At 70.3% G+C, this 21,858-nt stretch carries 18 protein-coding genes and 1 pseudogene; 7 read left to right on the top strand and 12 right to left on the bottom strand.

Going from position 1 to position 21,858, the window contains the following annotated elements; genetic code table 11:
• Positions 1-229: 229 nt before the first annotated feature.
• A pseudogene (locus Q8A52_RS00925) lies at positions 230-539 on the top strand (isocitrate/isopropylmalate family dehydrogenase); the annotation flags it as partial.
• Positions 540-710: 171 nt separating this feature from the next.
• On the opposite strand, the gene Q8A52_RS00920 reads toward Q8A52_RS00925, so the two are convergent.
• Both Q8A52_RS00920 and Q8A52_RS00915 read right to left on the bottom strand, forming a co-directional pair.
• A complete protein-coding gene (locus tag Q8A52_RS00920; protein WP_316747674.1) occupies positions 711-1,736 on the bottom strand; it encodes a BMP family lipoprotein in 1,026 nt (341 codons plus the stop codon).
• 274 nt (positions 1,737-2,010) lie between these two features.
• Positions 2,011-3,237 carry an amidohydrolase gene (locus tag Q8A52_RS00915; RefSeq protein WP_316747672.1) on the bottom strand — a complete coding sequence of 409 codons (1,227 nt, stop codon included), beginning with the start codon at positions 3,235-3,237 and terminating at the stop codon, positions 2,011-2,013.
• Positions 3,238-3,554: 317 nt separating this feature from the next.
• Here Q8A52_RS00915 and Q8A52_RS00910 point away from each other — a divergent pair, with 317 nt between their 5' ends.
• Positions 3,555-4,241 (top strand): class I SAM-dependent DNA methyltransferase, encoded by a 687-nt coding sequence (locus tag Q8A52_RS00910; RefSeq protein ID WP_316747671.1) that lies wholly within the window; start codon positions 3,555-3,557, stop codon positions 4,239-4,241.
• Positions 4,242-4,302: 61 nt separating this feature from the next.
• Here the strand turns inward: Q8A52_RS00910 and Q8A52_RS00905 are convergent, their stop codons facing one another.
• Genes Q8A52_RS00905 through Q8A52_RS00890 form a run of 4 tightly spaced genes read right to left on the bottom strand, consistent with a single transcriptional unit; the run spans position 4,303 to position 9,109 of the window.
• A complete protein-coding gene (locus Q8A52_RS00905) occupies positions 4,303-5,457 on the bottom strand; it encodes a hypothetical protein (RefSeq protein ID WP_316747670.1) in 1,155 nt (384 codons plus the stop codon).
• A 57-nt stretch (positions 5,458-5,514) separates the two neighbouring features.
• Positions 5,515-6,450, bottom strand: a complete 936-nt coding sequence (locus tag Q8A52_RS00900; RefSeq protein WP_316747669.1) for an N-acetylneuraminate synthase family protein — start codon at positions 6,448-6,450, stop codon at positions 5,515-5,517.
• Between the two features lie 14 nt (positions 6,451-6,464).
• Positions 6,465-7,763 carry an N-acylneuraminate cytidylyltransferase gene (locus tag Q8A52_RS00895; protein ID WP_316747668.1) on the bottom strand — a complete coding sequence of 433 codons (1,299 nt, stop codon included), beginning with the start codon at positions 7,761-7,763 and terminating at the stop codon, positions 6,465-6,467.
• 32 nt (positions 7,764-7,795) lie between these two features.
• The gene (locus Q8A52_RS00890) at positions 7,796-9,109 is read right to left on the bottom strand and encodes a DUF6716 putative glycosyltransferase (protein WP_316747666.1); all 1,314 of its coding nucleotides are present in this window, start codon (positions 9,107-9,109) and stop codon (positions 7,796-7,798) included.
• 198 nt (positions 9,110-9,307) lie between these two features.
• On the opposite strand from Q8A52_RS00890, the gene Q8A52_RS00885 reads away from it, so the two are divergent.
• The 3 genes from Q8A52_RS00885 (at position 9,308) to Q8A52_RS00875 (ending at position 12,923) form a co-directional block, all read left to right on the top strand.
• Positions 9,308-10,288, top strand: coding sequence for a glycosyltransferase family 2 protein (locus Q8A52_RS00885; protein WP_316747664.1), 981 nt, complete (start codon positions 9,308-9,310; stop codon positions 10,286-10,288).
• On the top strand, positions 10,288-11,640 hold the full coding sequence (locus Q8A52_RS00880; RefSeq protein WP_316747662.1) for a polysialyltransferase family glycosyltransferase: 1,353 nt from the start codon (positions 10,288-10,290) through the stop codon (positions 11,638-11,640). Before Q8A52_RS00885 ends, Q8A52_RS00880 begins: the two co-directional genes overlap by 1 nt.
• Positions 11,641-11,780: 140 nt before the next feature.
• Positions 11,781-12,923 (top strand): acyltransferase family protein, encoded by a 1,143-nt coding sequence (locus Q8A52_RS00875; protein ID WP_316747660.1) that lies wholly within the window; start codon positions 11,781-11,783, stop codon positions 12,921-12,923.
• Between the two features lie 55 nt (positions 12,924-12,978).
• Here Q8A52_RS00875 and Q8A52_RS00870 read toward each other — a convergent pair whose 3' ends face one another.
• On the bottom strand, positions 12,979-14,367 hold the full coding sequence (locus Q8A52_RS00870) for a polysialyltransferase family glycosyltransferase (RefSeq protein ID WP_316747658.1): 1,389 nt from the start codon (positions 14,365-14,367) through the stop codon (positions 12,979-12,981).
• Positions 14,364-15,347 (bottom strand): glycosyltransferase family 2 protein, encoded by a 984-nt coding sequence (locus tag Q8A52_RS00865; RefSeq protein ID WP_316747656.1) that lies wholly within the window; start codon positions 15,345-15,347, stop codon positions 14,364-14,366. Before Q8A52_RS00865 ends, Q8A52_RS00870 begins: the two co-directional genes overlap by 4 nt.
• 225 nt (positions 15,348-15,572) lie before the next feature.
• On the opposite strand from Q8A52_RS00865, the gene Q8A52_RS00860 reads away from it, so the two are divergent.
• Positions 15,573-16,685, top strand: coding sequence for a S1 family peptidase (locus Q8A52_RS00860; RefSeq protein ID WP_316747654.1), 1,113 nt, complete (start codon positions 15,573-15,575; stop codon positions 16,683-16,685).
• A 21-nt stretch (positions 16,686-16,706) separates the two neighbouring features.
• On the opposite strand, the gene Q8A52_RS00855 is transcribed toward Q8A52_RS00860, so the two are convergent.
• Positions 16,707-17,357: a TetR/AcrR family transcriptional regulator C-terminal domain-containing protein gene (locus Q8A52_RS00855; protein WP_316747652.1), complete on the bottom strand. Its 651-nt coding sequence runs from the start codon at positions 17,355-17,357 to the stop codon at positions 16,707-16,709.
• A gap of 70 nt (positions 17,358-17,427) precedes the next feature.
• Between Q8A52_RS00855 and Q8A52_RS00850 the strand changes: the two genes are divergently transcribed.
• The gene (locus Q8A52_RS00850) at positions 17,428-18,855 is read left to right on the top strand and encodes an FAD-dependent monooxygenase (RefSeq protein ID WP_316747650.1); all 1,428 of its coding nucleotides are present in this window, start codon (positions 17,428-17,430) and stop codon (positions 18,853-18,855) included.
• Positions 18,856-18,863: 8 nt separating this feature from the next.
• Here Q8A52_RS00850 and leuE read toward each other — a convergent pair whose 3' ends face one another.
• The 3 genes from leuE to Q8A52_RS00835 all read right to left on the bottom strand — a co-directional run bounded on the left by leuE (position 18,864) and on the right by Q8A52_RS00835 (position 21,828).
• Positions 18,864-19,514 (bottom strand): leucine efflux protein LeuE, encoded by a 651-nt coding sequence (leuE, locus tag Q8A52_RS00845; protein WP_316747648.1) that lies wholly within the window; start codon positions 19,512-19,514, stop codon positions 18,864-18,866.
• A 59-nt stretch (positions 19,515-19,573) separates the two neighbouring features.
• Entirely contained in the window at positions 19,574-20,155 is a 582-nt protein-coding gene (locus Q8A52_RS00840; protein WP_316747646.1) for a Uma2 family endonuclease, read from the bottom strand.
• A 92-nt stretch (positions 20,156-20,247) separates the two neighbouring features.
• Positions 20,248-21,828, bottom strand: coding sequence for an acyl-CoA mutase large subunit family protein (locus Q8A52_RS00835; protein WP_316747644.1), 1,581 nt, complete (start codon positions 21,826-21,828; stop codon positions 20,248-20,250).
• Positions 21,829-21,858: the final 30 nt, after the last annotated feature.

The raw sequence follows: 21,858 nt of genomic DNA, 5'->3' as shown, positions 1-21,858 counted from the left end.
CGCTGGTTCCGCCGCAGCGTAACGCGCGTAGACCAGCGAGAGAACCCCACCTTGCCAGAGTGTTATCCGACCGTTTTGAACTTTCCGGCCAACTTCGCCGGTGTCACGTACCCGCGCTGTCCGGCGGTCAAGATCCCTTCCAGGCATGATCTTTTCGACGGCATCGAGGCATCTCTCCCATGGTGCTCCTCGTACGGAGAGGGCATCGCCCGGAGAGGACATCGCCGCTCTCGCAGGTGCCGCGGGCGCCGACCTCGCCGCGGCCGTCTCCGGCGGCGTCGCAGGCTCCGGCAACATCGGCCCGGGCGGCGAGTTCCCGTCCATGTTCGAGCCGGTTCACGGCTCGGCCCCGGACAACGCCGGCCAGGGCAACGCCGACCCTCCGCCACGGTCCCCTCCGTCGGCCACCTGCTGCGCCGCCTCGGCCACGAAACCGAGACCGCCCGCATCGAGGACGCCGTCCGGGGGTCATGAGACTCAACAAGCCTGCGGCGGCCACGGCGGGCATCGGCGGCGTCCCGTCGGCCACCGTGGCGGGCGTGGCGACGCCCGTAGGGGCCTCCGCTAACCGCGCGGTCCGGGCAGCACGTTCAGCGTCTACGGCAAGTGGGGCAGCACCCGCTGTCCGGCGCGCTCACGGACGTCATGAGGAAGCCCCGGGCCGTACGGCCCGGGGCTTCCTCATCAGCGGTCGGAGACCGGCGTCACGCTCACTGCGTCTTGACGGTGACCTTGCCGTCGACGATGTCCTGCTTCGCCTTGTCCACGGCGGCGACGACGTCCTTCATCGCCTGGTACTTCGGGTTGGAGTCGGCGAAGCCCACGCCGCCCGACTTGAGGTCGCCACGGACCTCGCCCGACAGGGGCTTGCCGTTGACGACGGACTTGACCAGGTCGTACACCGCACCGCCGACGTTCTTGAGGGCGGAGCCGAGGATGTAGTCCTTGTACTTGGCCAGCGCGTCCTGCTTGTACTGGTCGGAGTCCACGCCGATGGCCCAGATCTTGTGCTCGGCGGCGGCCTTGATGACACCCTGGCCGGACAGACCGGCGGCGGCGTAGATCACGTCGGCGCCCGAGTCGATCTGGCCGTTCGCGGCGTTCTCGCCCTTGTCGGGGCTGGAGAAGCCACCCTCCTGCGGCGTCTGGGTCAGGTACTGCTTCTCGATCTTGATCTTCGGGTTGACCGACTGCGCACCCTGGATGAAGCCCGCCTCGAACTTGTGGATCAGCGGGATGTCCACGCCACCGATGAAGCCGATGTGGTTCTTCTTGGTGGCCTTGGCGGCCGCGACGCCCGCGAGGTAGGAGGACTGCTCCTCGTGGAACACCATGTCGGCGACGTTCTTCGACGTGTTGCTGTTGTCGTCGATGATGCCGAAGGTGATCTTCGGGTACTTGGCCGCGACCTCCTTGACGGCCGGCGCGTAGACGAAGCCGACACCGATGATCGGGTTGTAGCCCGACTTGGCCAGCTGCTCCAGGCGCTGCACCTTGTCCGCGTCGGTCTCGTTGTCGCTGGGCTCGACGTCCCGGCCGCCGACCTTGAACTCGGTCTCGGCCTTCTGGAAGCCCGAGTAGGCGGCGTCGTTGAAGGACTGGTCGCCCTTGCCGCCGATGTCGTAGGCGAGACCTATGCCCTTGCCCGAGTACTTGCCGTTCTCGGCCGTGCTCGAGGAATCACTGCTGGACTTGCCGCACCCGGCGGCCGCGAGGGCGACGACCGCGACGGTCACCGCAGCTTGGGAGAACCTGGTCCTCCGAGAGTTCAGACGCACAGCAAGCACCCTTCATCCCCACGGCACCGTCACCGGCCCGCTTCCCCATGTGCCGCCTCTGGTGGCGATTTCGGCGCACAGTAACGCGCGTAGAAGGCGAGGGGAACGGGGTTTCTCCGGGCCGTTATCGATTCGTGCCGACTCCGGGTTACAGCTGGGATCCGGCAGTTACAACAGGGTGACACAAGAGGGCGAAGAGGTACCAATAGGGCACCCCTTCTCTCTCCGGCCCCTACTGTGCGGCGTCGAGCAGGGCGGCGGCCGTGAACAGCTCCACGCCGACCACGATGGCGTACTCGTCGGCGTCGAAGTCGCCCTGGTGCAGGTCACGCACCGCGCGCTCGCCGGGGGTGCGCACACCGAGCCGCGCCAGGGCTCCGGGCACATGCTCCAGATACCAGGAGAAGTCCTCCCCGCCGAGGCTCTGCTCGGTCCCCTCGACCGACTGCGGGCCGCGCCGCGCGACCATCGCGTCCCGCAGCAGTTCGGTCACGACGGGGTCATTGACCACCGGCGGGACACCCCGCACATAGTTGATCTCCGACTTCGCCCGGTGCATGGTCGCGACCTCGTCGATCGCCGCGTGCACGATGTCGGGCGCCTGCCGCCAGGCCTCGAGGTCCAGACAGCGCACGGTGCCCGAGAGCTCCGCGTGCTGCGGGATCACGTTCGGAGCGTGCCCCGACTCGATCCGGCCCCAGGTCACGGCGAGCCCGCTCCTGCTGTCCACGCGCCGGGCCACGAGCGCGGGCACGTCGATGGCGACACGGGCGGCGGCGGTGACCAGGTCGGTGCTCAGATGCGGCCGGGCGGTGTGCCCGCCGGGCCCGTCCAGCGCGACCTCCAGCCGGTCGCAGGCACTGGTGATGGCGCCGTGCCGCAAGCCGACCTTCCCCACGTCCACCCGGGGATCGCAGTGCACGGCGACGATGCGCCGCACCCCGTCCAGCACCCCGCACTCGATGATGTCGGCGGCACCGCCGGGCAGCACCTCCTCGGCGGGCTGGAAGATCAGCCGCACTGGCCGGGGCAGCCGGCCCTGCCGGTGCAGTTCGGCGAGGACGAGCCCGGCCCCCAGCACCACGGTCGTGTGCACGTCGTGTCCGCAGGCGTGGGCCCGGTCGGGCACGGTGGAGCGGTACGGGCAGTCGCTCTTCGTGTCCGGGATGGGCAGACCGTCGATGTCGGCCCGCAGGGCGAAGATGCCTCCGTCGTCGCCGTCCGCCTCCGCCACGCCGATGTCACAGACGAGCCCGGTTCCGACGGCGAAGACGCGGGGCGCGAGCCCGGCCTTCTCCAGCCGCTCCTTGATCGCGGCGGTGGTGCGGAACTCCTGGTTGCCCAGCTCGGGGTGCATGTGCAAGTCGCGCCGGAACGCCACGAGTTCGGCGTACAGCGCTTCGCTCAGCACGCCGGGCAGCACATCACCGGGCAGATCGGCCTCGGACTCTCGGGACATCAATTGGTTCACCCTCTGAAGGGTAGGACGCCCGGACGGTCAACTGACCCTCGATCAACAAAAGTTCAACCCGTTAGGGGAAGAAAATCTGACCACCGGACGCATAGCTATCGACGGAGATGGGTAAACTCGTCCGACTTCAAGCCAAGTCGATCACGAAAATCCGCGGCGCGCGACCCCGGCCGCACCCCGGCACCCTTCCCGTCCCTTTCCTCCACGGATACCACGCCCCGCCCGAGCACGGCTGGAGCTGTCCACCCACCGGACCGGGAGAAGCGCAGGACGGCCCCGCGGCCGCCCCGGTAACGTGCGCCGACGTGACGGAACCGGACTTCATCCAGGCCACCCGCTCCTCCTACGACGCCATCGCCAAGGAGTACTCGGACCGCTACCCGGACCACCTCGCGGACCGACCCGTGGACCGGGCCGTGCTCACCGCCTTCGCCGAGCTGGCCACGACCGCCGCCCCCGCGCCCGTCGCCGACCTCGGCAGCGGCCCGGGCCACGTCACCGCCCGTCTGCACGACCTCGGGGTGCAGACCTTCGGGGTCGACATCTCCCCCCGGATGACCGCCCTGGCCCGCGAGGCGCACCCGCATCTGCGTTTCCACGTGGGCTCGCTGACGTCCCTGGACCTCCCGGACGGGACGCTCGGCGGAATCGCCGCCCTCTACTCGATCATCCATGTACCCGACGAGCACCTGCCGGCGACCTTCGCGGAGTTCCACCGCACCCTCGTCCCCGGCGGCCACGTCCTGCTGGCCTTCCAGTACGGCGACGGCGACGGCCTGCGCCTCACGGAGCGCTTCGGCCACGAGATCAGCCTCGACTACCACTGGCGCACTCCGGACACGGTCGCCGACCTGCTGGCCGAGGCCGGCCTCCACCCGATCGCCCGGACCGTGCGCGAACCGCTGGACGAGGAGAAACTCCCCCGCGGCTTCGTCCTGGCCCGCAAGGCCCCGGCCGACCGGCTCGGACGCCAGGGCCCGCCCCGGGCCTGACCGGGGCCGGACTGGGGCCTGACGGGAGCCGGACCGGGGCCTGACAGGAGCTGGACCGGGGCTAGACCGCGCTCACCGCGGCCAGTCGATGTACGTCCCGGGCCGTCCCCGTCACGCCCGACAGGAACCCCTGGGCCCGGGGCGAGGCGTTCTCCGTCAGCCACGCCGGGTCGATGTCGCACACGGCGACCCGCACGCCCGTACCGACGAGCGCGAGGGGCAGGGTGTGGACGACCGTGGACGGGAAGCTGAGGATCGTCCGCCCGATCGGCCCGCGCCGGGCGATCAGCTCCAGCGGGAGGTCGGGGCGGACGATCTCCAGCCCCGTAACGGCGGCGAGCCGGTGCAGCTTCTCCGCGCTCTCGCGGCGGTGGGCGAAGTACCGCAGGGCCCCGTGGGCCTTGGCCAGGCTCCGCACCGCCTCCAGATAACGGTCCCCGTCCACGACCCCGGTCTCGACCAGGGACGTGCCGACCATGTCCGCGCCCTTGGTGATGCGCGGCGGGCCGAAGCGGGCCCGGGTCCAGCCGAAGTCGTTCGCGGTGACCGTGACCCCCTCGGGGGTCTCCTCCATCGGCATGGAGGAGAAGACCTCCACCCGGCGCTTGCCGCTGGGGGTCAGCCGGCGCCGGGCCGAGGACGACACGGGGGCGAAGAGGAGGTCCCGCGGGCCGGGGCGGCCGCCCTTGCGGTGCCAGCGGACCAGACGCTCGCCACGGGCGAGCTGGGCGACGAACTCCATCGTCGCCGTGCCGTCGTCGACCACCACCAGGTCCTTGGCCCGGGTGATCGTCAGCAGCAGCTGTACATAGCGGGAGAACGGGTCTCCCATCACGATGCGGTCCGCCCGGCGCAGTGCCCCGGCGAGCCCGCCGATCGTGTGGAAGGGCGCGGTCGTACCGCCCCGCGCCTCCTCCCAGCGGACCTGGTAACCCTCGTCCCGGGCCAGATCGGCCATGCGGCGCAGCTGGCCCCGGGTCATGGGGTCGGTCGGGGACAGGACGACGACGGTGAGCTCCGCGCCCGCCGACGTCGGCCTGCCGTCGGCGGACCGCCTCACCTGGGACGGCACGGACGGCAGCGACCCCGCGCCGGACTCTCCCTCCCCTCGCAGGGCGTGGACGTGCGCCCACTCCAGCACGTTCAGCAGCTGAACGGGGCTCTCCACGAAAGCGAGAGTATGGGGGGTGCCGGTGTTCCCGGCGCGGGGGCTCATCGACGTACGACCGTCCCGTCGTAAGGCGTTGTATGGCGTTGTCGGTGTTCGGGTTGCTCAGACCGCGACCGGCTCGCCCGCCGCGGCCGCGATCTCCGCCTCGGCGACGACGCCGGCGACACGGCGCAGCTTCTTCATCGGGCCGAGCTCGGAGTCGTAGACCTTCTTGACGCCGTCACCGAGGGAGGCCTCGATGGTGCGGATGTCGCGGACGAGGCGCGTGAGGCCCTGCGGCTCCACGGAGGCGGCCTGGTCGGAGCCCCACATGGCGCGGTCAAGGGTGATGTGGCGCTCGACGAAGGTGGCGCCGAGGGCGACGGCGGCCAGCGTGGTCTGCAGGCCGGTCTCGTGGCCGGAGTAGCCGATCGGCACGTTCGGGTACTCCTTCTCCAGCGTGTTGATCACGCGGAGGTTGAGCTCCTCGGCCTTCGCCGGGTAGGTGGAGGTGGCGTGGCAGAGCAGGATGTTTTCGCTGCCCAGGACCTCGACCGCGTGGCGGATCTGCTTCGGGGTCGACATGCCGGTGGAGAGGATGACCGTGCGGCCGGTGGCGCGCAGGGCGCGCAGCAGCTCGTCGTCGGTCAGGGAGGCGGAGGCCACCTTGTGCGCCGGGACGTCGAACTTCTCCAGGAAGGCGACCGCCTCGGTGTCCCACGGGGACGCGAACCAGTCGATGCCCTTCTCCTTGCAGTACTCGTCGATCTGACGGTACTCGTCCTCACCGAACTCCACGCGGTGGCGGTAGTCGATGTAGGTCATCCGGCCCCAGGGGGTGTCGCGCTCGATGTCCCACTGGTCGCGCGGGGTGCAGATCTCCGGGGTGCGCTTCTGGAACTTGACGGCGTCGCAGCCGGCCTCGGCGGCCACGTCGATCAGCTTGAAGGCGTTCTCCAGCTCACCGTTGTGGTTGATGCCGATCTCACCGCAGACGTAGACGGGGTGGCCGGGGCCGGCGGTGCGGGAACCGAACTGGCGGATGCGGGAGTTGCTCATGACAGGGGGTGTCCTTACTTGGTGAGGGAATCGAGAGAGGGGCCGAGGATCCAGCTGGCGATCTCTCGGATGGCGCCGTCGCCACCGGGGACGGTGGTGACCGCGCGTGCGGCGCCGCGCACGACGTCGTGGGCGCTCGCGACCGCCACGGGCCAGCCCACGAGGGCGAAGCACGGGAGGTCATTGACGTCGTTGCCGACGTAGAGCACGCGCTCGGGCGCGATGCCCTGCTCCTCGCACCACTGCTTGAGTGCGAGGTCCTTCCGGTCGATGCCGTGGAGCACCGGGATCTGCAGCTTCCGGGCCCGGGCGGCGACGACCGGGTTCTGTTCCGTGGACAGGATCAGCATCTTCAGGCCGCTCTTGCGCAGCGCCGCGATGCCGAGTCCGTCCCCGCGGTGCACGGAGACGAACTCCCGTCCGTCGGAGTCGATCAGCACCCTGTCGTCGGTCTGGGTGCCGTCGAAGTCGAGTACGACCGCGTCGATGTCGTCGGCGGTCGGCAGCGAACCGGGGAGGTCCGCGTCGAAGAGGGGGGCCAGGGCCCGGGCCCGCGCGAGGTCGTGCGGGTCGTCGATCTCCAGCACCCGGGCCGGGTCCGTGCGGACCAGCTCCGTGCGGCCGAAGAAGCGGTGATTGTGCTCACGGAAGCCCTGGGCCTCCATGGCGTAGGCGGCGCCGGTCTCCAGCAGGTCCTGGGGGCGGTCCTGGCGGCGCGGGCGGAAGGACTTGTCGTGGTTGACCCCGTAGCCGCCGTCGGTGGCCGTGGAGTTGGCGACCTTGGTGGCGCCGCCCAGCTCGTCGGCGCGGTCGGGCTCGACGACCTTGGGGTCGTCGCCCGCGTCCCGCCAGATGAAGCCGTGGAAGGGCGCCACGGTGACCGCGGTGTCCGCACCGTTCTCGACGACGGCCGCCGCGACCCCGTCCACGTCCTCGCGGATCAGGAAGGGGCTGGTGCACTGGACGAGGAGGACCACGTCCACCGGCGAGCCGTGCAGCGCCTCGTGGGCGTCCATGGCGTGCAGCACGGCGGCCTCGGAGGTGGCGGTGTCGCCGGCGATGGCGGCGGGGCGCAGCACGACCTCGGCACCGGCCTGGCGGGCCGCGGCGGCGATGGCCTGGTCGTCGGTGGAGACGACGACATCCGTCACCAGGCGGGAGGCCCGGCACTCGCGCACGGCGCGGGCGACCAGCGGGACGCCGCCGACGGGGGCGAGGTTCTTCGCGGGCACGCCCTTGGAGCCGCCACGCGCGGGGATCACCGCGAGGACCCGGCATACGTCTGCGCCGTGCCCCGCTTCGGGGTTGGACATGTGCTCTTCTCCTTGACGCGGGATCCGGTCGCTCACAGCTCTCCCATTCGTCGGATCACGGGTGCCACCCGCTGGACGCCGTGGCGGTAGGCACCGCGCGCCGCACGGCGCACGATCTGGCGGACCGGTCCCGGCGCCTTGTCGGCGGCGGGCGCCCCGGGCAGCGGGGAGCCGTCGGGGCCGAGGTGGTGGCGGGCGAGAATCCCCGGCAGATAGCCGGGCGCGGTCTCGGTCGTGTAGTAGGGGTTCAGGGGCGGCAGGCCGCCGGGCCGGCCGAGCAGCCCGGCGATGCGCTCGCGCGCCGGGTCGAAGGCGGTGCCGTACGAGCCGTCTGCGGCGACGCCCTGCCGGGCGACCCACTCCTCGTCGGGCGCCGGCCGGTGGCCGGCGTCGAGCTGGTCCCAGGAGGCGAGGCAGCCGGAGCCGACGAAGTGGTGGTTGCCGAGCACCTCGCGGACGCCGAGGTCGGTGAGGACCACGGTGGGGATGCGGCGGTGCAGGGCCTCCAGCGCGGCCGTCGAGCTGACCGTGACGAGCAGGTCGGTGCGGTCGAGGACCTCGCCCATGTGCCCGTACACCAGGCGGAAGTTGGCGGGCAGGTCCTGGCCCTGCGCCAGCTTCTGGTAGGGAAGCTCCTCGATGTGCGTGGTGTGCTCGCCCGGCTTGGAGCGCAGCTTCAGCAGCACCTCGCGCTCGGGGTGCTTGCGGGCGTGCTCGATCAGCCGGTTCAGCAGGTACGTACGGTCCTTGCGGTTCTCGGGGACCGAGGGCTGGGCCGCGAACACGACGGTGTACGGGTCGTGTTCACCGGTGTAGGGCTCCCCGCCGAGGAACGGCAGGGCGACCTCGGTCACCGAGGAGGCGTCGGCGCCCACTCCCTCGTACACGGCCCGGAACCGGTCCGCGTCCTGGCGGGAGTTGGCGAGGACGAGGTCCGCGCCGTGGCGCAGGAGCAGCCCGTCCGCGAGCTTCTCGTAGACGACACCGACATAGCCGGTGACGACGAGGGGACGCTTCGCGGCACCGTCCCAGACCCGCCGCAGACCGTGCAGCATCGCCTGTACGGCGCCGCCGACGAGGGCGAGGACGAGGACGTCGTACGACTCCTCACGCATCGCGCGCAGGAATTCCACGGCGGTCACCTCGCTGAGCGAGTCCGCATGGACGCCTACTTCCTTCAGCTGGCGTGCGGTCGGGGTGGCACGGCCCCGCAGGAGATAGCCGTCGAGCCGGATGTCCGATTCACCGGGAATGGAGCGTTGCGCGGTGAGCGCGCCCCATTTCCACCGGGTGTCGGAATCCGCGAGAACGGCGACCCTCAGGGAGTTCGTTGCACTTGCTGGCACGCCGAAGACGCTAGGAAGCCATTCCTAGGTCCCGCCCAACCCGAATGCAACAAACGGTTAACAGCACATCGACGAATGGCGAATCGGGCCAGGAAGGCACAGCAAAACAGCCCGGTTCACAGCTTCGCCACCAGCAGTTCACCTGACATCAAGGAGACGGCCAGAACGAATGACGGGCCGCCCTCTAACGTCAACCGGGTGGTGAAGCTCTCGGTCATCGTGCCGTTCTACAACGTCCAGCAATACGCGCCGGACACGCTGAAGAGCCTGCGTGCGAACGTGCGTGAGGACTTCGAATTCATTCTCGTCGACGACTGCTCGCGCGACGGGACGCCGGACATCCTCGAACGCGCGGAGCGGGAGCTGCCCGGCGCCGTGCTGGTCAGACATGAGCAGAACGGAGGGCTGGCCACCGCGCGCAACACCGGGATCGACCGGGCGCGCGGCGAGTACCTGACGTTCCTGGACGGCGACGACTGGCTCGCCCCGGGCTACTATCCGCAGCTGGTCGCCGCCATCGAGGGGCTGGGCTGCGATTTCGTGCGCACCGACCATGTGCAGTGCACGGCCAGGGCCCGCGCGATCCACCGTGTGCCGCACGGCCGCCGGGGTGTCGTGATGGACCCGCGCAGGGCGATCCTGCCCGCCGACCGGTCCACCTCCGTCGACTACGCGTACGCCTGGGCGGGCATCTACCACCGCCGGCTGATCGACCGCGGACTGCTGCACTTCACCCACGGGCTGCGCACGGCGGAGGACCGGCCCTGGATCTGGAAGCTGCACCGGGAGGCGGAATCCTTCGCCGCGGTGGGCCTGCTCGGCGTGTACTACCGTCGCGGTGTCGCCTCCTCGCTCACTCAAATCGGTGACGTGCGACAGCTCGATTTCATTCGCGCGTTCGACCAGGTAATCGAGGAAACCTCGCTCGATCCCGAGGCCGATAAGCTGCTGCCGAAAGCAGTGCGCACCTATTGCGCAATCATGGCCCATCATCTCGGATCGATCGAGAGGTTCGAACCCGCCGTGGCTCGAAAATTGCGTTCTCTCAGCTCAGCAGCCCTGAAACGACTGCCGCAGGACGTGCTGGCGGAGGTAATGGACTCGATGGACCCGCAGCGGGCGAGCAGGCTGCGGCGGCTGCGCCGACGGCCGTCGACCGCCCGGACGGTGGCCGCCTGATGCGCCGTACCACCCACATTTTCTGCGCGTCGACGCTGTACGGAGCCGCGACCCTGGCCGCGGCCCTGGACGCCGGACTGTTCGAGCCGGCCGACCGGCGGCTGCTGCTCGTCACCAACAACGCTTCCAACCCGGAGACCACGCCCCCGGTCGACGCGATGCCGGGCTTCGCCCGGGTGCGTGAGCGCTTCGACGCGGTGCTGTCCTGGAACGACACCATCGCCCCGTTCCACCCGAGCGGCTGGAGCCCGCGCGCCGACGACATCCCCATGTGGGAGCGGTACGTACGGCTGCTGTGGGGTCTCGGCGACGACGAGATCCGGCTGACCGTGGAGTCCGTGCAGGTCAACCCGTCGCTCGCGCTGTGCCAGCTGTTCACCGGCGCTCCCGTCGATGTCTACGCGGACGGCCTCATAAGCTATGGCCCCACCCGCGACAAGATCGATCCGCTGGTCGGCACCCGTATCGGCCGCCTGCTGCACCTCGACCTCGTCCCCGGGCTGACCCCGCTGCTGCTCACCGAGTTCGACGTGCGGCCGGAGCTGGTGCCGGCGGAGGCGTTCCTCAAGGTGCTCGAGGAGCTCGCCGACGGGGAGGCGGCCCTGCCCGGCACCGGCGACCCGCGGCCCGCCCTGCTGCTCGGCCAGTACCTCTCGGCGCTGGAGATCCTCGGCGACGCCGAGGAGGAGGAACTGCATCTGAAGATGGTGCGCGGCGCCGTGGCGCTCGGTCATCGCAGGCTGGTCTTCAAGCCGCATCCCGTCGCACCCGCCCGCTGGACCCGGCTCCTGGAGGACGAGGCGGCCCGGCTCGGCGCCGAGCTCACCGTGCTGGACCGGCCGGTGCTCGCCGAGGTGGCGTTCCAGCTGATGCGTCCCGCCCTGGTCGTCGGCTGCTTCTCCACCGCCCTGTTCACCGCGGCCGGGCTGTACGGCCTGCCCGTCGCCCGCATCGGCACCGAGGCCGTCCTGACCCGTCTGGCGCCGTACCAGAACAGCAACCGCGTGCCGGTCACCATCGTCGACGCGCTGCTGCCCGAGCTGGGCGACCGCAAGGCGGTGACCGACTGGTCGATGCCGTCGCCGGAGCGGGTGGACGAGCTGGCCGCGCTGCTCAAGGCGGTCGGGTTCGCCATGCAGCCCAAGATCTACCCGCGGCTGCGCGAGGACGCCGAGCGCTATCTGTCCCGGCACCTCAACCCGCATACCTGGCGGTACTTCAAGCGCCGCCGGCTCACCTCGCTGGCCCTGCCGGGCGCCGTACCCGCCCAGCTGTCCTTCATCCCGCGCAACGCGACCGTGCGCCGTCTGGCCCGCCGGGCCAGGGCGCTGCGGCAGAGTGCCAAGCGCTGAACCGGCCCACCGCCGCCCCGCCCCCGTGCCTCTCATCGGGCCGGGGGCGTCTGCGTGAAGTGCGCACCTCCGGGTAGACGTCCGACGCCTCGCGACCCCACATCGCGACACATCCCCACCTCCCCGTAAGAAAGCCCCGGATGAACGCGCCCAACCCCACCCTGGCCCCGACCCGCCCGACCCCTGTCCCTCGCACCCCGCGCAGACCCGGCAACCGGCTGCGCTCCCTCGACGGCCTGCGGCTGATGGCCGCGCTGATGGTCTGCCTCTACCACTTCGCCGGGAAGGGCGGTCCGGTCGCCGGTTCCTGGCACGAGTCCCCCGCGCGCCTGTTCCCCGCGCTCTCCCAGGCGGCCACCTACGGCTGTCTCGGCGTCCAGTTCTTCTTCGTCATCAGCGGATTCGTGATCTGCATGAGCAGCTGGGGCCGCACCCTGGGGCAGTTCTTCCGCTCCCGGGTCGCACGGCTGTACCCGGCCTACTGGGCCGCGCTGTTCCTGATCACCGGCGCGTCCCTGCTGCTGCCGGTGGTCGTCCACCCCCTGCGGCTCGACGAGTTCCTGGTCAATCTGACCATGCTCCAGCAGCCGATGGGCGTGCCGCGGGTCCTGGGCGTGTGCTGGACGCTCTGGGTCGAGGTGCGCTTCTACGCGCTGTTCGCCCTGTTCGTGATCTGGCGCGGGGTCACCTATCGCCGGGTGGTGCTCTTCTGCTGCCTGTGGACCCTGGCCGGAGTGTTCGCGCGGGTCGCCCACAACCCGCTCACCGACGAGCTGGTGATGCGCGACCACGCCCCCTTCTTCATCGGCGGCCTCGCCCTGTATCTCATCCACCGCTACGGCAGCGATCTGCTCCTGTGGGGCATAGTCACCGCCTCCTGGCTGCTGGGCCAGCGCTACTCGACGACCGGGCTGTGGCACCCCGGCGCGCAGGGCGGCGCCTTCCACCGCGATCCGTACGTCATCCTGCTCGTCGTCACGCTCGCCTTCGCCGCCGTGGCCGCGGTGGCACTGGGCTGGACGCACTGGGCGAACTGGCGCTGGCTGACGGTGGCCGGGGCCCTGACGTACCCCTTCTACCTGATCCACGAGCACCTGGGCTGGTTCGTCATCCGCGTCCTGCACCGGGGTCTGGGGCTGGGTCCGTGGCCCACGCTCGCGGTCACGCTGGCCGTACTGCTGGGCCTGGCCTGGCTGATCCACCGCTGGGTGGAGCGGCCGTTCGGGCCCCGGCTGAAGCGGGCGCTGGCGACGCACGGGCCGCGGGTCCTCGCGGTGCGGTGAACGGCCGAAGGCCGGTGGGAAGTTGATGTCCACCGGCCTCCGGGTCCCGCATGCGTCAGCTCTGGCGTGCCCGTATCTGCCGTACGGCCCGCCGCACCGCCGGGTGGCGGCGCAGGGACTCGGCCCTGATGGGGCTGCCACCGGGCAGGCGGAGGCGGGTCAGGCGGCGCTTCTTGAAGTACTGCGGGTGCTCGGCGAGGTGGGCGGTCAGCCAGGCGGCCGCCTCCTCGTGCAGGCCCGGGTGCTTGCGGGACTGCATGCAGTAGCCCACGGTGCGCACCAGCGGGCCCAGCTCGGCGCTCAGGGACGCGAGTTCGAGCGGGGCGCCGAGGGTGGCGCGCTCGGCGTCGGGGAGGGCCGCGTCGATGATGGTGAGGGGGACGCGGTTGCTGTTCTCGTACGGCGTGATGCGTTCGAGGAGCAGCTCCGTGCCGACGCGGGCGACGGGGATGCCGTAGAAGGCGGCGGCGGTCATCAGCGCGGTGGAGAAGCAGCCGATGACCAGCTCCGGCTTCAGATGCGCGAAGACGGTCTCGGCGAGCACGGGTTCGCTCAGGACGCTGAGCCGTACCCCGAGCTGCTCGGCCGCCTCCTCCAGCGACCTGCCGTACACGGCGGGCGCGCTGGGGTGGGGCTTGAACAGCACGCTCTGGTGCCCCGCCCGCGCGGCGGCACGCAGCATGCGGACGTGGAGCTCCTCCTCCTCGTCCTGCGTGATGAGGTCGATGGCGGAGAGGTACTGGCCGAGGAGCACGGCGGTGGGGCGCCCCTCGTCCGGGATGCGGTCGGCGAGGATCTGGGCGCCCTCCTCGCCGATCTGGGCGAGGACGTCGACGATGGCCTCGCCCGGCACGGGCTGGGGTTCGACGCCGTACTCGGCCAGGAGCATGGGACGCAGCCCGGGTATCAGGTCCAGGTGGAGGACGCGGGCGATGCGGCTGCTCATGCCGTGCGGGATCCGGTTGCGGGTGGGGCCGTAGCTCATCAGGCCGTCCGCGTAGACGTGGATCGGGCTGTCGGCGAAGATCTCGGCGACCGCGCGGGAGGGGTTGGCCTGGATGGACTCGCAGGCGATCTCGACGGGCTCGTCGCCTAGGTCCCAGGCGAGGCGTACGGCCTTCTCCCACAGGAGGGCGTCCTGGGCGCGCGGGGACCAGCCGGCCGGGTGGTGCGGGGAGATGAACTCGTTCCACGAGCGCACCTCGTCGAACTCGGGGCGCAGCTTCTCGAAGCCGGCCATCCGGTCCAGCGGCGTGCCGACCTCGGGTACGGCGGCGGTGTTGCTGACGACGAGGATGCGCCGGTGGGCGGCGCGGGGGCCGAAGAGCCCGGCGCGGATGGCGGCGGTGACGGTGGCGGCCGCGTACTGCGTGGCCGAGAAGAAGATCTGGGTCGTGCCGCCGGTGGTCTTCGTCGTGCTCGTGCTCAGTTGCGTGCCGCTCATGCCGCGACTCCCTTCATGCCGCCGCGGATGCGCCGCAGTATGTGCACTCGTTCCTCGCCCATGCCGACGAGGGCCTCGTTGAGCTCCTCCTCGGTCATCCGGCCCAGGGCCTCTGCGGCCAGCTGCCGCAGCTTGGCGGCGACACTGCGCTCGAACCTGCCCCGGTCGAGGAGCTGGTGGGCGATGACCACGCAGTAGTTGCGCAGCGCCTTCTTGCGCAGCCGGTCCGCCTCGGGGTCGTCGGCGAGCTCGCTGAGCACGAGGTCGAAGGAGCGGAAGAAGTCCAGCTGGCGGACGTCGCCGATCTGGGTCAGCGAGCTCGACACGCCCCGGCGGTAGAAGACGCCGCGCAGGCTGGCGGCGACATAGGAGTCCGCCCTGCGGTGCAGCTCCCAGATCCAGGGGCGGTCCTCGGCGGTGCGCAGCCCGTCGTGGAAGCGCAGCATGCCGCGGTCGAGCAGCCGACGGTGGTAGATGCCGGCCCAGGCGTACGGGTAGTCGACCATCGTCGTGTCGTCGACGGGCAGGATCGAGGACCGCGGGTCGAGCCGGGTGTGCCGGCGCCCCTCCGGGGCCCGGTGGACGGCTCGCTCGACGCCGGTGACCTGGACGTGGTCGGTGCGGACGAAGTCGACGTCGAAGCGTTCGATGCAGTCGACCAGGTCGGCCAGATAGCCCGGGGCGAGCCAGTCGTCGCCGTCGAGGAAGGTGAGGTAGCGGCCCTCGGCCGCGTCGATTCCGGTGTTGCGCGCGGTGGCCAGTCCACCGTTTTGTTCGTGCCGTATCACCCTGCTGTTCTTCAGTTTCTTCGTCAGTGCCAGCAGTGCCTCATAGGTCCGGTCCTTGGTGGACCGGTCCTCGACGAAGAGGAACTCGAAGTCGTCCCTTGCGTTGTTGACGAGGCTGGTCACCGTGTCGGCGACATAGGTCTCGATGTTGTAGCAGGGGACGATGACGGACAGGGTCGGTTCGTTGGCCACGTGTGCACACCCGTGCTCGCTTCGGAAATATCTCCGCGATCCTGGGACGGCTCCTTCGCCCGGACACGACAGCACGACGACTTCCAGGTGAACACGGCATGACATTGCAGACGGAAAGTGAATTAAGCGTTCCGCCACCTGAAAGCCGTATCCGGCTGATGCACTCGGTCCTCCGCTGTGTCGAACAAAAAATCGACGCACATCTGACCGGAGGACCTGAAAGCCGTGTTCAGGAAATTCCCGCTCAGCACGAAGACCTTGATCACCGTCTCACTCGTCGGCAGCGCACTGGCCGTGGCACCGAACGCGGCCGCCCAGCCGGAGCCCTCCCCGGCGCAGAGCGCCCGTCCGGTGCACGACGTGGCCGTGGCCGGCGGTCCGAGCGGCGGGGCGGCGCAGCAGCTCGCCGACCGCCTGGGCCGGTCCCACACCGCCGGTGTCTATCTGGACCGCGTCCAGCGACGGTTCGTCGTCACCGTGACCGACGCGAAGTCCGCGGCCGCGGTCAAGGACGCCGGCGCCATACCGAGACGGGTGACCTACGGCACCGCCCACCTGGAGTCGATCAAGAACCGCCTCGACACCCACTTCAGAACGCCGGGAACGATGTGGGGCGTCGACGTCCCCTCCAACCGGGTGGTGGTCCGCGCCGACAGCACGGTCAGCCGACGGGACGTCGCGGCGCTGAAGCGGTACCTCGCACCCTTCGGCAAGGCCGCGGAGGTGATCCGCATCAGCGGCAGGACCGAGCGCACCGCGGGCGCGATCAACGGCGGCGACTACATCGAGAACGGTGTCGTCTCGTGCTCGTACGGCTTCACCGTGCGGAAGAAGTCGGACCCGAACTACAAGGCGATCCTCACCGCCGGACACTGCACCAACACCTCGGGGACCGACTGGAGGAAGGCGGACGGCACCTACATCGGGTACACCACGGGGCACAACGTCGCAGACGGAAACGACTTCGGCCTGATTCGGGCGTACAACGGCAGCGTGACGTACTACGGGAACGTCGAGGCCAAGGACGGCGCGGCCCAGGACATCTCCTACTCGCGCGACAGCAGGCTCTACGAGAGCGTCTGCGCCTCCGGATACCGGAGCAAGTTCGACTGCAACCTGGTGGGCATGAAGAACCAGACGATCAACTACAGCGACGGCATGACGGTCACCGGTATGGACGTGGCGGGGATCTGCCGCAACCACGGTGACAGCGGCGGACCGCTGTTCGACGGCGACGCCGCCCTGGGTCTGCTGTCCGGGTCCAACGACAGCGCCTGCTACAGCTACTACCAGCCGGTCAACGAGGCGCTGGCCTGGTACGGGATGGAGGTCTTCTGATCCCGGCCGGGCGGCCGTGACTCACCGGATTCCATAGCGGGACCCGATGCCCGCGATCACCAGTTCCAGCCCCTCTTCGAAGTGCCGGTCATGGTCCTCGAAGATCTCCGCGCCCGCCGCGGCCGACAGGGGGAAGTCGGCCAGCAGGCGGGCGCGGTCGTTCACGTCGTAGCCCTCGCGCCGCTCGTCCGGGAGCGGCTTGACGCCCTGCTCCTCGGTGACGAAGCCCAGCGTGTACATGTACGTGGTGGCGGTCGCGCGGACCGCCTGGGCGAGGGTGAACCCGGCCTCGGTGAACAGGCGCAGGGTCGCCTCCATCTCAACGGCGTGCAGCGTGCCGGTGAAGCGTGACCCGCTGAAGACCTTGGCGCCGTCCCGGTAGCCCAGCAGCGCGGTGCGCAGGCCGTGGCCGGACGTCCGCAGGCGCTCCTGCCAGGTGCTGCCCTCGATGGGCGGCGCGTCCTCGACCATGCGCCGGTACATCTCGGTCGCCATCTCGTCGAGCAGCGCCTGTTTGTCCTTGAAGTGCCAGTACAGGGCGGGCGCCTTGACGTCCAGCTCCTTGGCGATGGCGCGCAGGGTCAGCCCCTCCAGACCGACCTCGTTCAGCAGCCTCAGGGCGGTGTCGGCGACCCGCTTGCGGTCGAGGGGGGCCCGGCGTTCGGTGTTCACGGTTGACAGCTTAACAGTGTTAAGGGCACTCTCGTCCCGGCACTTAACATCGTTAAGGAGATGGGTGGACATGGGCATGCGCATGGGCACGGCTGTGCACAGGACGGATGTGCTGATCGTCGGCGCCGGCCCGACCGGCCTCGCGCTCGGCATCGACCTCGCCCGGCGCGGGGTGGACGCCCTGGTGGTGGAGCGGGGCGAGGGGCTCGCCCCCGGCTCGCGCGGCAAGGGGCTGCAGCCCCGCACGCTGGAGATCTTCGAGGACCTCGGCGTCCTGGACGAGTTCCTGGCGGTGGGTGGCGCGTACCCGGTCGGGATGATCTGGCAGGACGGGACGCAGAGGGGCGAGCACCGGATGTTCGACCCGGCGGAGGACGGCGAGGAGGGCTCGCGGTTCACCGCGCCGTGGATGGTGCCGCAGTGGCGCACCCAGGAGATCCTGTTCGCACGGCTGACGGAGCTCGGCGGGGCGGTGGCCTTCGGCCGGGAGGTCGTCGCACTGGAGCAGGACGGGACCGGGGTGACCGCGCACTTCGCGACCGGTCCCGCCGTCCGCGCCCGGTACGCCGTCGCCGCCGACGGCGGCCGCTCGGACGTGCGCCGGGCGCTCGGCATCGGCATGACGGGCGAGACGGTGGACCCGGATCCGATCCTGGTGGCGGACGTACGGATCACCGGCCTGAGCAGGGACCACTGGCACGTCTTCCCGCCCCGCTCGGAAGGCTCGGGCTTCGTGGCGATCTGTCCGCTCGCCGGTACGGAGGACTTCCAGCTGGTCGCCCAGTTCCCCGACGGCACCGATCTGGACCTCTCCCTGGAGGGCATCCGGAAGGTGGTCGCCGAGCGCACCCACCTCGCCCCCGAGGACGTGACGGAAGTGCGCTGGTCCTCGGACTTCCGCCCCCGGGCGGCACTCGCGGACCGCTTCCGCGCGGGCCGGGTGTTCCTGGCCGGGGACGCGGCACACGTCCACTCCCCGGCCGGCGGCCAGGGCCTGAACACCAGCGTCCAGGACGCCTACAACCTGGGCTGGAAGCTGGGCGCGGTGCTGGGGAGCGGCGCCCCGGAGTCCCTCCTCGACGCCTACGAGGAGGAGCGCCGTCCGATCGCCGCGCACGTACTCGGCCTTTCGACCGCCATCCACCACGACGAGGCCCGGCGTGGGAAGGCGACACGGCAGCTGGGGCTGGGCTACCGCGCGTCTTCACTGACGGTGGAGACGCGGGCGGCCGCGACCGGCGTACGGGCCGGTGACCGCGCCCCGGACGGAACGGTGGGTGCCGTACGGCTTTTCGACGCCTTCCGCGGACCCCACTGGACACTGCTCGGCCCGGACGCACCCGAGCTGGGCCACGGTGTGCGTACGGTTCGGGGCCCGGCCCCCGAACCGTACGGAACCGGCCTGTTCCTCATCCGCCCGGACGGTTACGTCGGCTGGGCGGGCAACTCGGCGACGGGGCTGGAGGAATACCTGGCGCGGTACGGCACGACCCTCTAGGCCGCGGCCTATGAGCTCGCCAGCGACAGCTTCACCGCGAACCCGAGGAACAGCGCCCCCGCCGCCGACGTGGCCGTCGCGGACAGCCGCTTGCGGCGCCGGAAGGCGTCCGCCAGCTTCGTGCCGCTGAATATCAGCGCGCTGAGATAGAGGAAGCTGGCCAGCTGGGCGAAGGCGCCGAGGACGACGAAGGACAGGGCCGGATAGGCGTAGCCCGGATCGACGAACTGCACGAAGAAGGCGACGAAGAACAGGATCGCCTTGGGGTTGAAGAGGCTGACGACGAACGCACGCCGGAAGGGCCGCTCATCGGTGACCGCGGAGGGCGCCTTGTCCTGCACGGCCTTCTCCCACCGGGTCCGCCACATCCGCCGGGCGGCCCGCAGCATGCCGATCGCCAGCCAGGTCAGATAGCCGGCCCCCGCGTACTTCACGATCCCGAACAGCACGGCGTTCGCCTGGAGCAACGAGGCGACCCCGGCGGCCGACAGCGTCATCAGCACGGTGTCCCCGCACCAGACCCCGGCCGCCGCGGTGTAGCCCGCCCGGATGCCGCGCCGGGCGGCGACGGAGAGGACGTACAGGGAGTTGGGCCCGGGGAGGAGCACGATGAGGACGAGTCCTGCCAGGTAGGTGGGGAGGTGGATGACGCCGAACATGGCAAGGAGTGTCGCACGGGGGTACGACACTCCGATTCCGGGGTTCGGGGGGCGGGACGTCAGTCGTCGCCGTCGAGGAGGGTGTCCACGGAGAGGTCGAGGGTGATGCCGACGGGCTCCGGGACGGGGACGGTCTGGCCTCGCTTGTAGCGGGTGGGGTCGGGGTACTTGCCGTCGGCCGGGTCCGTGTACAGCAGGACCTCGTCGTGTTTGCGGTCGGCGATGAGGTAGACCGGAAGGCCGGCCTGCGCATAGCACTCGACCTTGGGACCGAGGTCGTCGGACCAGTTCGAGGACGTCACTTCCACGACCATGCGGAAGACGTTCGGTGCGTAGTAGTTCCTCGTGACATGGGCGTCGCGGAAGTCCGGGTCGACGACGGAGAAGTCAGGGACCGCGAAGTCTTCGGGCAACGTAGGCAACCAGAGGCCGACGCCCTGGACGTACTCGTACCCCGCCTCAACGAGCCCCGCCCGGTCGAAAGCCCTGCCCAGTTTCGTCAGCGACAGGGCGTGCGAACCATCCGGCGGCGGTGTCACGGTGAGCCTCCCCTGGAGAATCTCCACGCGGTGGCCAGGCAGTGCACGGGCAAGCTGGTCGGCAGCCTCGCCCAGGGTCAGCTCCTGCTGCAGTACGGCCATGGCGTCCTCCTTTTCGGGGCCCACTCTTCACGAGCGTAACCGGGGACGTGCCACCTCCGCCCATGATCACTCATACGGAGTAATCGCCCAGCTCAGAACGCATCCGACGGCACGTAAGTCCCCCAGACCTCCCGCAGCGCGTTGCACACCTCGCCCACCGTGGCCCGCGCCCGCAGCGCCGCCCTCATCGGGTACAGGACGTTGTCCTCCCCCTCGGCCGCCTTCTTCAGCGCCACCAGCGCCGAGTCCACCGCCCCCTGGTCCCGTTCGGCGCGCAGCCTCGCCAGCCGCTCCGCCTGCTGGGCCTCGATGGCCGGGTCCACGCGGAGGGGTTCGTAGGGCTCCTCCTCGTCCAGCTGGAAGCGGTTGACGCCGACCACGACCCGTTCGCCCGCGTCGGTCTCCTGGGCGATGCGGTACGCGTTGCGCTCGATCTCCTCCTTCTGGAAGCCGTGCTCGATCGCCGCGACCGCGCCGCCGAGGTCCTCGACCCTGCGCATCAGGTCCAGCGCCGCCGCCTCCACGTCGTCCGTCATCCGCTCGACGGCGTACGAACCGGCGAACGGGTCCACCGTCGCGGTCACGTCGGTCTCGTGGGCCAGGACCTGCTGGGTGCGCAGGGCGAGACGCGCGCTCTTGTCCGTGGGCAGCGCGATCGCCTCGTCGAAGGAGTTGGTGTGCAGGGACTGGGTGCCGCCGAGCACCGCGGCCAGGGCCTGGACCGCCACCCGCACCAGGTTCACCTCGGGCTGCTGCGCCGTGAGCTGGACGCCCGCCGTCTGGGTGTGGAAGCGCAGCATCCAGGACTTCGGGTCCTTCGCGCCGAACTCCTCCCGCATCACCCGCGCCCAGATCCGGCGGGCCGCGCGGAACTTGGCGACCTCCTCCAGGATCGTGGTCCGGGCGACGAAGAAGAACGACAGCCGGGGGGCGAAGTCGTCGACGTCCATGCCCGCCGATACCGCCGTACGGACGTATTCGATGCCGTCGGCGAGCGTGAAGGCGATCTCCTGCGCGGGGGACGCGCCCGCCTCCGCCATGTGGTAGCCGGAGATCGAGATGGTGTTCCACTTCGGGATCTCGGCCCGGCAGTACTTGAAGATGTCCGCGATCAGCCGCAGGGACGGCTTGGGCGGGAAGATGTACGTCCCGCGCGCGATGTACTCCTTCAGGACGTCGTTCTGGATCGTGCCCGTGAGCCGGTCAGCCGGCACGCCCTGCTCCTCCGCCACCAGCTGGTACAGGAGCAGCAGCAGAGCGGCCGGGGCGTTGATCGTCATCGACGTCGACACCTTGTCCAGCGGGATTCCGCCGAACAGCACCCGCATGTCGTCGACGGAGTCGATGGCCACACCGACCTTGCCGACCTCGCCGTGGGCGAGCGGCGCGTCCGAGTCGTGGCCCATCTGGGTGGGCAGGTCGAAGGCGACGGACAGGCCGGTCGTGCCGTGCGCGATCAGCTGCTTGTAGCGGGCGTTGGACTCTGTCGCCGTGCCGAAACCGGCGTACTGGCGCATCGTCCAGGGGCGGCCCGTGTACATCGTCGGGTACACGCCGCGGGTGAAGGGGTAAGCACCCGGCTCGCCCAGGGTCTCCGCGGGGTCCCGGCCCGCGAGGTCCCGCGGACCGTAGACGGGTTCGATGGGCAGTCCGGACTCCGACTCACGCGCCATGGTGTGTGCCTCCGCATTACGTTCGTCACT

Origin of the sequence: Streptomyces herbicida (assembly GCF_032656585.1) — a bacterium.
GTDB classification, from domain to species: Bacteria; Actinomycetota; Actinomycetes; order Streptomycetales; family Streptomycetaceae; genus Streptomyces; species Streptomyces herbicida.
Note: the sequence above shows the minus strand (reverse complement) of the source record. Positions and strands in the feature narration are given on the sequence as shown.

Excerpts from the sequence above, each read along its gene's own strand:
- Q8A52_RS00895 (WP_316747668.1), bottom strand. The coding sequence starts at position 7,763 with ATGTCCAACCCCGAAGCGGGGCACGGCGCAGACGTATGCCGGGTCCTC.
- Q8A52_RS00880 (WP_316747662.1), top strand. The coding sequence starts at position 10,288 with ATGCGCCGTACCACCCACATTTTCTGCGCGTCGACGCTGTACGGAGCC.
- leuE (WP_316747648.1), bottom strand. The coding sequence starts at position 19,514 with ATGTTCGGCGTCATCCACCTCCCCACCTACCTGGCAGGACTCGTCCTC.
- Q8A52_RS00900 (WP_316747669.1), bottom strand. The coding sequence starts at position 6,450 with ATGAGCAACTCCCGCATCCGCCAGTTCGGTTCCCGCACCGCCGGCCCC.
- Q8A52_RS00835 (WP_316747644.1), bottom strand. The coding sequence starts at position 21,828 with ATGGCGCGTGAGTCGGAGTCCGGACTGCCCATCGAACCCGTCTACGGT.
- Q8A52_RS00915 (WP_316747672.1), bottom strand. The coding sequence starts at position 3,237 with ATGTCCCGAGAGTCCGAGGCCGATCTGCCCGGTGATGTGCTGCCCGGC.
- Q8A52_RS00905 (WP_316747670.1), bottom strand. The coding sequence starts at position 5,457 with ATGAGCCCCCGCGCCGGGAACACCGGCACCCCCCATACTCTCGCTTTC.
- Q8A52_RS00850 (WP_316747650.1), top strand. The coding sequence starts at position 17,428 with ATGGGCATGCGCATGGGCACGGCTGTGCACAGGACGGATGTGCTGATC.
- Q8A52_RS00875 (WP_316747660.1), top strand. The coding sequence starts at position 11,781 with ATGAACGCGCCCAACCCCACCCTGGCCCCGACCCGCCCGACCCCTGTC.
- Q8A52_RS00840 (WP_316747646.1), bottom strand. The coding sequence starts at position 20,155 with ATGGCCGTACTGCAGCAGGAGCTGACCCTGGGCGAGGCTGCCGACCAG.
- Q8A52_RS00870 (WP_316747658.1), bottom strand. The coding sequence starts at position 14,367 with ATGAGCGGCACGCAACTGAGCACGAGCACGACGAAGACCACCGGCGGC.